Source organism: Streptomyces sp. IBSBF 2435, from assembly GCF_036815005.1.
Classification (GTDB): domain Bacteria; phylum Actinomycetota; class Actinomycetes; order Streptomycetales; family Streptomycetaceae; genus Actinacidiphila.
The window spans coordinates 1-7,313 of sequence record NZ_JAJSYW010000252.1 but is presented as its reverse complement, the minus strand read 5'-3'; the positions used below and the strand labels follow the sequence as shown (position 1 = coordinate 7,313).

Below are 7,313 nucleotides of genomic sequence, written 5' to 3'. Positions count from 1 at the left end.
GCGCCCGGCCCCGCAGCCCCCCGCCGCACCGGCGCGCTGATCAGCCAGGCGCACCACTTCGTACGCCACCGTATCGAGGCGGCGCTCGCCGACAGCGGCCTGCAAGCCAGGCACTTCGCCGCGCTGACCGTCCTGGCCGACGGGTCGTGCTCGCAGCAGCAGCTCGCCCGGCAGCTGGCCATCAGCGAGCAGGCGGTGCTCCAGGTGGTGGACGACCTGGAGCGGGCCGACCTGGTCGCGCGCGACCGCGACCCGCAGGACCGCCGCCGCTATGCCCTGCGGATCACCGGACCCGGCCGGGCGGCGCTGCTGACCGCACGCGGAGTCGTCGAGGCCGCGGAGGGCCGGATGAGTACGACGCTGGGCGCCGAGGGCCGGGCGGAGCTGGCGGCGCTGCTGGCCGCGCTGCTGCGCGCCGACGGCTGAACGCAGGCCGTTCCGGCACCGCCAGCACCCCCGGGTACGCAAGGATGGGGGCGCATAGGCAATGCTGACGAGACGTCAAGGAGAAGAGCCATGGCCACCCTGCAAGTCGGCGACAAAGCACCGGACTTCACACTTCCCGACCAGTCCGGGGCGCCTGTCACGCTCAGCGGCTTCCTGGGCGAGAAGGTCGTGGTGCTCTACTTCTACCCCAAGGACAACACCCGCGGCTGCACGGCCGAGGCGTGCAGCTTTCGGGACAGCTACGAGAGCTTCACGGACGCCGGAGCCGTGGTGATCGGCGTCAGCTCGGACTCGGTGGAGTCGCACGAGAAATTCGCCGGGCGGCACGAACTGCCCTTCACCCTGCTGTCGGACACCGGCAAGGCCGTACGCAAGCAGTACGGCGCCGCCTCGCTGGGCGGTGTGGTGCCGGGCCGGATCACCTTCGTCATCGACCAGGAGGGCGTGATCCGGCACGCGTTCTCCTCGATGCTGAACATCGGCGGGCACATCGATGACGCGCTGGCGGTGGTGAAGGAGCTCCAGGCGGCGAAGTAGCCGCCGCCCCCGGTTTCTCCGGCCCGGAGGGCGGTCGGGGCGTGTGCACGCCCCGACCGCCCTCCCGCGCGACCGGGCCGCGGCGCCTCAGCGGTAGTTGACGAACTGCAGCGCGAAGTCCAGGTCCTTGCCCTTGAGCAGCGCCTGCACCGCCTGGAGGTCGTCCCGGCTCTTCGAGCTGACCCGCAGCTCGTCCCCCTGGACCTGGGCCTTCACGCCCTTCGGCCCCTCATCACGGATGATCTTCGCGACCTTCTTGGCATTGTCCTGCGAGATGCCTTCCTCGATCGACGCGAAGATCTTGTACTCCTTGCCGGACAGCTGCGGCTCGCCGGCGTCCAGCGCCTTGAGCGAGATCCCGCGCTTGACCAGCTTCGTCTCGAAGACGTCGAGGATCGCCTTCACGCGCTCCTCGGAGTTCGCCTCCATCAGGATCTTCTCGCCCGACCACGCGATCGACGCCCCGACGTTCTTGAAGTCGTAGCGCTGCGAGATCTCCTTCGCGGCCTGGTTGAGGGCGTTGTCGACCTCCTGCCGCTCGACCTTCGAGACGATGTCGAAACTGGAGTCGGCCATCTTCAGTGGGCTCCTTGACTGTGTTCCATTAGCGTTCCACCGGCGTTCCATCGGTCCATCTGTTCCACGGCCCGTCGCCGGCCCGTCACGCACCAGCCTAGCCACCGCGCGGACCCCTGCGCGCTGATCAATCCGGTGGCGAACCACCCCCGCGCATCGGGTATCGTTTACGTCGTCGCCACGGACCGGACTCCCCGCCGAACAGCGGACCCCGTCCACGGCGTCATTCCATGGCGGTATGCCCGAGCGGCCAATGGGAGCGGACTGTAAATCCGTCGGCTTAGCCTACCGTGGTTCGAATCCACGTGCCGCCACATGGAGAAGGGCCTCTGGCCAGCGCAAACGCTGCCCAGAGGCCCTTCGGCTTGTCCGGTCGCGGGACCGCTGTCCCGCTCGGGTCGTCCTGCCCCGCGCAGGGGCCTGCTCGGGCTCGCGCGGAACGCGGTCTCTGTCGTGTGATGCTGGCTTCATGTCTGATCGCCGCGAGATCGCCATCGTCCGCTGGCCGGGCCGGACCCCTGCGATCGAGGACGGCCTGGCCGCCTTGCTGGCGGCCTACCACCTGCGGACGGAGGCGGAGAAGGGCGAACCGGCCGCCGACGTGGCGGGACTGCCGGATCGCTACCGGCGAGAAATCACCGACCCTCGGACCGCATTCGCCGACGATGTCGTGCTGGTGGCGCTCCTGGAGGACGCGGCTGTCGGCTGCCTGGTGCTGACTTCCCCGGCCACGGGGCAGTCGGAGATCAAGAGGCTCTGGACCGACCCCGATTTCCGTGGCCAGGGCATCGCGTCCGCCTTGCTCGGCGCCGCGCTCGCTCATGCCGCGGAAAACGGCGCGGACACCGTCCGGCTCTCGGTGTGGGAATGGCGGACCGGGGCGATTGCCCTGTACGAACGACTCGGCTTCACCGTCACCCGGTCATGGGACGAGCGGGATCAACTGGTGTGCATGCAGCGCGTTGCATGAGTCTGCGGGCGACCGCCACGGCAGCCGGGTTTCCTCCGGCTACCAAGTCGGGCGATCGTGGCGGCCGAAATGCCCGGGTCTCGTAAAGTGAGTAAAAACCGCCCGGCCGCGCTGAAGGGTGCCAGGTCAGCTCGTGCTCCCCGCAGCCGCGGGGCTGTTCCCAGGGCGGGCGTCAACGGCTCGGACCAGGTGCGGTGCTCCCCGCGCGCGGGGTTGTTCCCGCGGGCTGTGCATGGCCGCGGTTCCGGACGGGTGGTCCCCGCGTGCGGGGTTGAGCCCAGCATCTTCGAGATGCTCGGCCGGACGCTGAAACGTGCTCCCCGCACGAGCGGGGCCGGCTGGCGTGGCGGGGAGTCAGGTCCGCCACAGCCATGCGAAGAGCGCGGCGAACGCGCCCATCGTGATCAGAATCGCGATCAGTCGGGCCGTCATCTCCTGGGATTCAATCGCCCGCTGGACCGTCTGCCACAACCCGTTGAAGACCACGGCACACCTCCCACCACGCTGCGGGAGGTTCTACCCTGTCGTGGCAGACTGCCCGCCTGACATACACGGTGCGGCCTCTTTGCCAGCGCGGGGCGCGACACGCCGGGAGTATCGCCCGAACGTGTGCCCGGCATCTGGCGGGTTCGCCTCGCGGGACGCGGGGCAGACGGCCGCCATGGACCCCGCTACCGCACGACCTGCCGGACGGCCGTCGCGCCGCGCCGTCGTCATCGGCGTCCCGCTGCTCGCGCTCGCCGTCGTCATCGGGATCGTCATCGCCCACGACGACAACGACGACAACGCCGGCCACGGCCGTCCCGGTTTCCCGCCGGCGCCGGACCGCGCATACGGCGCCGGCGCAGGCCAGGTCCACGCGGACGACGTCGACACCGTCGTACTGGACGGCGTCTCGGGCCGTATCCGCGTCAGCGCCGACGACGACACGCACGCGGTCAGCGGGACCTTCCTCGGCGCCGACGGCACCGGCATACGGGTGCGCACGAAGACCGCCACCGACGCAGGCCGGACCACGATGACCGTGCTGTGCGCCGACAACGCGGGCGCCGACGAGCCGTGCGCGGGCGACCTGACCCTGCGGCTGCCGGCCCACACCGGATTGCGGCTGCGCCAGACCTCGGGGGAGACCGACCTGACCGGCATCGGCGGCCCGCTGGACGTCACGACCGCGTCCGACCGGCTCACCGCGGTCGGGCTGCACCCCGCGAACGCCCACGTCCGCGTGACCTCGGGCAGCGCCGACGTCGGCTTCTCCGGCGCCCCCGGCGCGCTCGCGGTGCAGACGACCTCCGCGTCGATGACGCTGCGGCTGCCGACGGACGGCGCCGGCTACGCGGTCACGACGGCCGCCACCTCCGCCAATGTCGACGTCCAGGTGCCGCGGGACGACTCCGCAGCGCACCACGTCTCGCTGCAGGTGCTGTCCGGCTCGCTGGCCGTCCTACCGGCCTGAGGACGGACGCGGGCCGGCGCCGCCCAGCGGAGTGCGGTGGGCCACGACCTTGCGGTGGCTGATACGCCAGCCGGCCGGCGTCCGGCCGAGGGTGTCCTCGTACGTGACGGTGCCGCAGCCGCCCGCGGCGGTGACGCCGATGCCCTTGGACAGAGCGCGGATTCCGCCGTCGGGCAGTTCGGTGAGGACCACGTTGGTGACGTGGTGCCCGAGCGGATTGCCGTCGCCCAGGGCGAGGGCCGCGTCACGTATGGCGGCGACACCTTGCAGCGGCTGCCGGCCGAAGTCGCTGACGTCGTAGGTGGCATCCGCGGTGAAGAGTTCGTCGAGCCGGTCGAGCCGGCCGCTGTCGACCAGGTGGCCGTGCATCGAGATCAGGTCGGTGACCGCCGTCCGGTCCTCGTAGGTCAGTGCCATCGGTACCCTCTCGGAGGCAGGATACGGGGACGTCCCCGGTTGTGCTCGGTACCGTAGTGGGGACATCCCCACTTCACAACACCGGGAGAGACCGATGGCGCATGGCGCCGGATCCGCACCCGTACCGCGGCGGGCGCGCAGGGCGGACGCCGCGCGCAACGCGGATCTGCTGCTCTCGGCCGCGAAGGACCTCTTCGGGGAGCACGGCCCCGAGGTCGCGCTCGACGAGGTCGCCCGGCGGGCGGGGCTCGGCAACGCGACGCTCTACCGGCATTTCCCGACCCGCGGCGACCTGCTCGTGGCCGTCTACGCCGACGAGGTGGCCGAACTGTGCCGGACTGCCGCCGCGCTGACCGACCGCCATCCGCCGGGTGATGCGCTCTTCGCCTGGCTGGACGACTTCGTCGTGCACGTCGCGACCAAGCGCGCGCTGGCGCTCGCGGTCACCGAAGGCCCGGACGAGCGGCGTACCGAACTGTTCGAGCGCTGGCACGGGTCCATGCGGTCGACCGCCGAGGCGCTGCTCGCGGGGGCGCGCGCCGCGGGGGCCGTACGGGACGACCTCGCGGTCGGCGATCTGCTCGCACTGGTCAGCGGCGCCGCCATGACCGCGGCCGACGCGGAACACGCGCGGCGGCTGCTGGGGATCATGCGGCACGGCTTCGAGCCGCCTGCACGGCCGTCAGTGTGACGCGGGTCCCGCGCGGCGGCATCGTCCGCTCCACCGCTGAGCCCCGCCGGCGCGAGGACGCGGCCAGGCGCCGGAAGTGACGCCGACCGGCGCGGATCTCAGGTGAGCTGCTGGACCGCCGCGGCGATCCCGGTGTCCCCGGAGATGAGTTCCAGCGTCAGCCCCGCGGTTCCCGGCGCGTCCAGCAGCGCGACCAATACCGCGGCCACGTCGTCCCGCGGCACACTGCCGCGGCCCGTATGGTCCGCGGAGAGCCGCACCCGGCCGGTCCCCGGGTCGTCCGTCAGTGCGCCGGGCCGCAGAATCGTCCAGTCGAGTGATGTACGCGCCCGGATCGCGTCGTCCGCCGCGCCCTTCGCCCGCAGATACGCCGCGAACCCCGGCTCCTCGTAAGACGACTGGGCGTCCGCGCCCATGGACGACACGATCAGGAAACGGCGTACGCCCGCCCGCTCGGCGGCGTCAGCGAGGAGTACGGCCGCGTCGCGGTCGACGGTCTGCTTCCGGTCCGCGCCGCTGCCCGCACCGGCGCCCGCGGCGAACACGGCGGCGTCCGCGCCGGCCAGCGCCGCCGCGACGGAGTCGACCGTCGCGGACTCCAGGTCCAGCACGAGCGGTTCGCCGCCGGCCTGGCGGAGGTCGTCGGCCTGGGCCGGATTCCTGATCAGGCCGACCGCGGTATCGCCCCGGGCGGAGAGAAGGCGCTCCAGGCGCAGGGCGATCTGGCCGTGGCCGCCGGCAATTACGATGCGCATTCTTCGACGGTACGTCGTCGGCGGCCGGCCGGGGCGGGGGCGCGCCGGTCGCGCGGGCGGCGAGCCTCGAAGCGATTCCGCGCCCCGCGCGCGGGCGTACACCCGCGGCCCGGCCGGAAAGCGCGGCCCGAACCGGCCTCACGCTTCGCGGTGCGCCTGGCGGGGGAGGTCGAGGGCGGGGTCGGCGGAGGTGTCGCAGTATTCGCGGACCGCGCTGGTGCGGGAGACGACCCGGCCCTGGTGGACGACGATGCGGCTGTAGGCGAGGGTGAGCACGCCCTCGACGGTGTCGCCGCGGACCGCGAGGAGTTCGGCGGGGAAGCCGGCCTCGACGCGGACCTCGGGGAGGCCGAGGACCGCGCGGGCCCTGGCGCTGATCAGGTCGTAGGACCGCAGCGGGTCGCACTCGCCGTAGGAGGCGAGGAGGAAGGCGGCTTCCAGGGGATCGCCGCGGCCGACCGGGTTGGCGAGGTCGGCGAGCGCGCCGCTGCCTGCCGCGACGCGGACCCCGGCGCGGCGCAGCAGCCGTACGGGGGTGTGCAGGCCTGCGGAGCCGCGGCGGACCGTCTCCAGGCCGCCGCAGCCGCCCTGCGGGAGGGCGACGACGGAGATCCCGGCGGCGGCGAGCCGTTCGGCGGCGGACATTGCCGCGTGTGGGGGCAGTGTGCCGAGGCCGTGGCAAGGGCCGAGGGTGACCCCGGGCCGCAGACCGCCGGCCATCGCGGCGAGCCGGGCGAGGCGGGCCGGGTCGCCGGCGGCGGTGTGCAGGTCGACCGGTACCCCGAACTCCCCCGCGAGGGTGAAGACGGCCTCGGCGTGCCCGCTGGGATCGGGGTCGAGGTCGGGGCAGCCGCCGACCGCCGACGCGCCCATCTTCAGCGCGTCCCGCAGCGTGTCGAGCCCGTCGGCGCCCGCGGTCCCGGTGAGCAGCCGCGGTACGGCGACGGTGTGCACGTCGACCAGCCCGCGCAGCGCCTGCCTGGCCTGGAGCACCGCTTCGAGGGCGCGCAGCCCGTGGACGTCGCCGACGCGTACGTGGCTGCGTACGGCCGTGGCGCCGTGGCCGAGCTGGAGCAGGGCGGCCTCGGTGGCGCGGCGCTGGATGTCGGCGATGCCGCCCGGGGGCGGGCCGTCGGCGGCCGCGGTCAGGGCGAGGTCGAGGTGGGCGTGCGGCTCGGCCGGGGCGGGCAGCAGCAGATAGCCGCGCAGGTCGATCCGGGCCCCGGCGCCCGGCCGGCCGGCGGCGCCCGGTGCGGCGAGGCTGCCCGCGGTGCCGACGGCCTCGATCCGCGGGCCGCTCAGCCGGACGTCGACGGTCCGCCCGTCGGTGAGGCGGGCGCCGCACAGCAGCAGGGTGGCGGTCTCGGCGGCGGTGCCGCGCGGGCTGTCGGTCATCACGCTCCTCCGGTGCTGGGGTGCCTCCCGCCCGGGGACGGGAGCGGGGCGGGCGTGGAGGCAGTGGAG

General features: G+C 73.1%; 10 protein-coding genes and 1 tRNA gene. 6 read left to right on the top strand and 5 right to left on the bottom strand.

Features of this window, described 5'->3' with window-relative positions; translation table 11 throughout:
- Both V7E46_RS30960 and V7E46_RS30955 read left to right on the top strand, forming a co-directional pair.
- Positions 1-426, top strand: a 426-nt coding sequence (locus V7E46_RS30960; RefSeq protein WP_333771515.1) for a MarR family winged helix-turn-helix transcriptional regulator, incomplete at its 5' end; no start/stop codon positions are given.
- Between the two features lie 90 nt (positions 427-516).
- Positions 517-984, top strand: coding sequence for a peroxiredoxin (locus V7E46_RS30955; RefSeq protein WP_329175663.1), 468 nt, complete (start codon positions 517-519; stop codon positions 982-984).
- Between the two features lie 87 nt (positions 985-1,071).
- Here the strand turns inward: V7E46_RS30955 and V7E46_RS30950 are convergent, their stop codons facing one another.
- On the bottom strand, positions 1,072-1,560 hold the full coding sequence (locus V7E46_RS30950) for a YajQ family cyclic di-GMP-binding protein (protein WP_327289260.1): 489 nt from the start codon (positions 1,558-1,560) through the stop codon (positions 1,072-1,074).
- A gap of 232 nt (positions 1,561-1,792) precedes the next feature.
- On the opposite strand from V7E46_RS30950, the gene V7E46_RS30945 reads away from it, so the two are divergent.
- Together V7E46_RS30945 and V7E46_RS30940 are read left to right on the top strand one after the other, a co-directional pair.
- Positions 1,793-1,874, top strand: a tRNA-Tyr gene (locus V7E46_RS30945).
- A gap of 155 nt (positions 1,875-2,029) precedes the next feature.
- The gene (locus tag V7E46_RS30940; protein WP_333771514.1) at positions 2,030-2,530 is read left to right on the top strand and encodes a GNAT family N-acetyltransferase; all 501 of its coding nucleotides are present in this window, start codon (positions 2,030-2,032) and stop codon (positions 2,528-2,530) included.
- 354 nt (positions 2,531-2,884) lie between these two features.
- Here V7E46_RS30940 and V7E46_RS30935 read toward each other — a convergent pair whose 3' ends face one another.
- Complete coding sequence (locus V7E46_RS30935; RefSeq protein WP_329175661.1) at positions 2,885-3,016, bottom strand: hypothetical protein; 132 nt, start codon at positions 3,014-3,016, stop codon at positions 2,885-2,887.
- Positions 3,017-3,191: 175 nt separating this feature from the next.
- Here V7E46_RS30935 and V7E46_RS30930 point away from each other — a divergent pair, with 175 nt between their 5' ends.
- Positions 3,192-3,986, top strand: a complete 795-nt coding sequence (locus V7E46_RS30930; protein ID WP_333771513.1) for a hypothetical protein — start codon at positions 3,192-3,194, stop codon at positions 3,984-3,986.
- Here the strand turns inward: V7E46_RS30930 and V7E46_RS30925 are convergent.
- Positions 3,975-4,403 (bottom strand): nuclear transport factor 2 family protein, encoded by a 429-nt coding sequence (locus V7E46_RS30925; RefSeq protein ID WP_333771512.1) that lies wholly within the window; start codon positions 4,401-4,403, stop codon positions 3,975-3,977. The two genes, V7E46_RS30930 and V7E46_RS30925, sit on opposite strands and share 12 nt — an antisense overlap.
- Before the next feature lie 94 nt (positions 4,404-4,497).
- Here V7E46_RS30925 and V7E46_RS30920 point away from each other — a divergent pair, with 94 nt between their 5' ends.
- Complete coding sequence (locus tag V7E46_RS30920; protein WP_333771511.1) at positions 4,498-5,094, top strand: TetR/AcrR family transcriptional regulator; 597 nt, start codon at positions 4,498-4,500, stop codon at positions 5,092-5,094.
- Positions 5,095-5,192: 98 nt separating this feature from the next.
- On the opposite strand, the gene V7E46_RS30915 is transcribed toward V7E46_RS30920, so the two are convergent.
- Positions 5,193-5,849, bottom strand: coding sequence for an NAD(P)H-binding protein (locus V7E46_RS30915; RefSeq protein WP_333771510.1), 657 nt, complete (start codon positions 5,847-5,849; stop codon positions 5,193-5,195).
- A 138-nt stretch (positions 5,850-5,987) separates the two neighbouring features.
- A complete protein-coding gene (locus V7E46_RS30910) occupies positions 5,988-7,244 on the bottom strand; it encodes an amidohydrolase family protein (protein ID WP_333771509.1) in 1,257 nt (418 codons plus the stop codon).
- Between the last annotated feature and the right edge of the window lie 69 nt (positions 7,245-7,313).

Excerpts from the sequence above, each read along its gene's own strand:
- V7E46_RS30915 (WP_333771510.1), bottom strand. The coding sequence starts at position 5,849 with ATGCGCATCGTAATTGCCGGCGGCCACGGCCAGATCGCCCTGCGCCTG.
- V7E46_RS30950 (WP_327289260.1), bottom strand. The coding sequence starts at position 1,560 with ATGGCCGACTCCAGTTTCGACATCGTCTCGAAGGTCGAGCGGCAGGAG.
- V7E46_RS30955 (WP_329175663.1), top strand. The coding sequence starts at position 517 with ATGGCCACCCTGCAAGTCGGCGACAAAGCACCGGACTTCACACTTCCC.
- V7E46_RS30930 (WP_333771513.1), top strand. The coding sequence starts at position 3,192 with ATGGACCCCGCTACCGCACGACCTGCCGGACGGCCGTCGCGCCGCGCC.
- V7E46_RS30925 (WP_333771512.1), bottom strand. The coding sequence starts at position 4,403 with ATGGCACTGACCTACGAGGACCGGACGGCGGTCACCGACCTGATCTCG.
- V7E46_RS30910 (WP_333771509.1), bottom strand. The coding sequence starts at position 7,244 with ATGACCGACAGCCCGCGCGGCACCGCCGCCGAGACCGCCACCCTGCTG.
- V7E46_RS30940 (WP_333771514.1), top strand. The coding sequence starts at position 2,030 with ATGTCTGATCGCCGCGAGATCGCCATCGTCCGCTGGCCGGGCCGGACC.
- V7E46_RS30920 (WP_333771511.1), top strand. The coding sequence starts at position 4,498 with ATGGCGCATGGCGCCGGATCCGCACCCGTACCGCGGCGGGCGCGCAGG.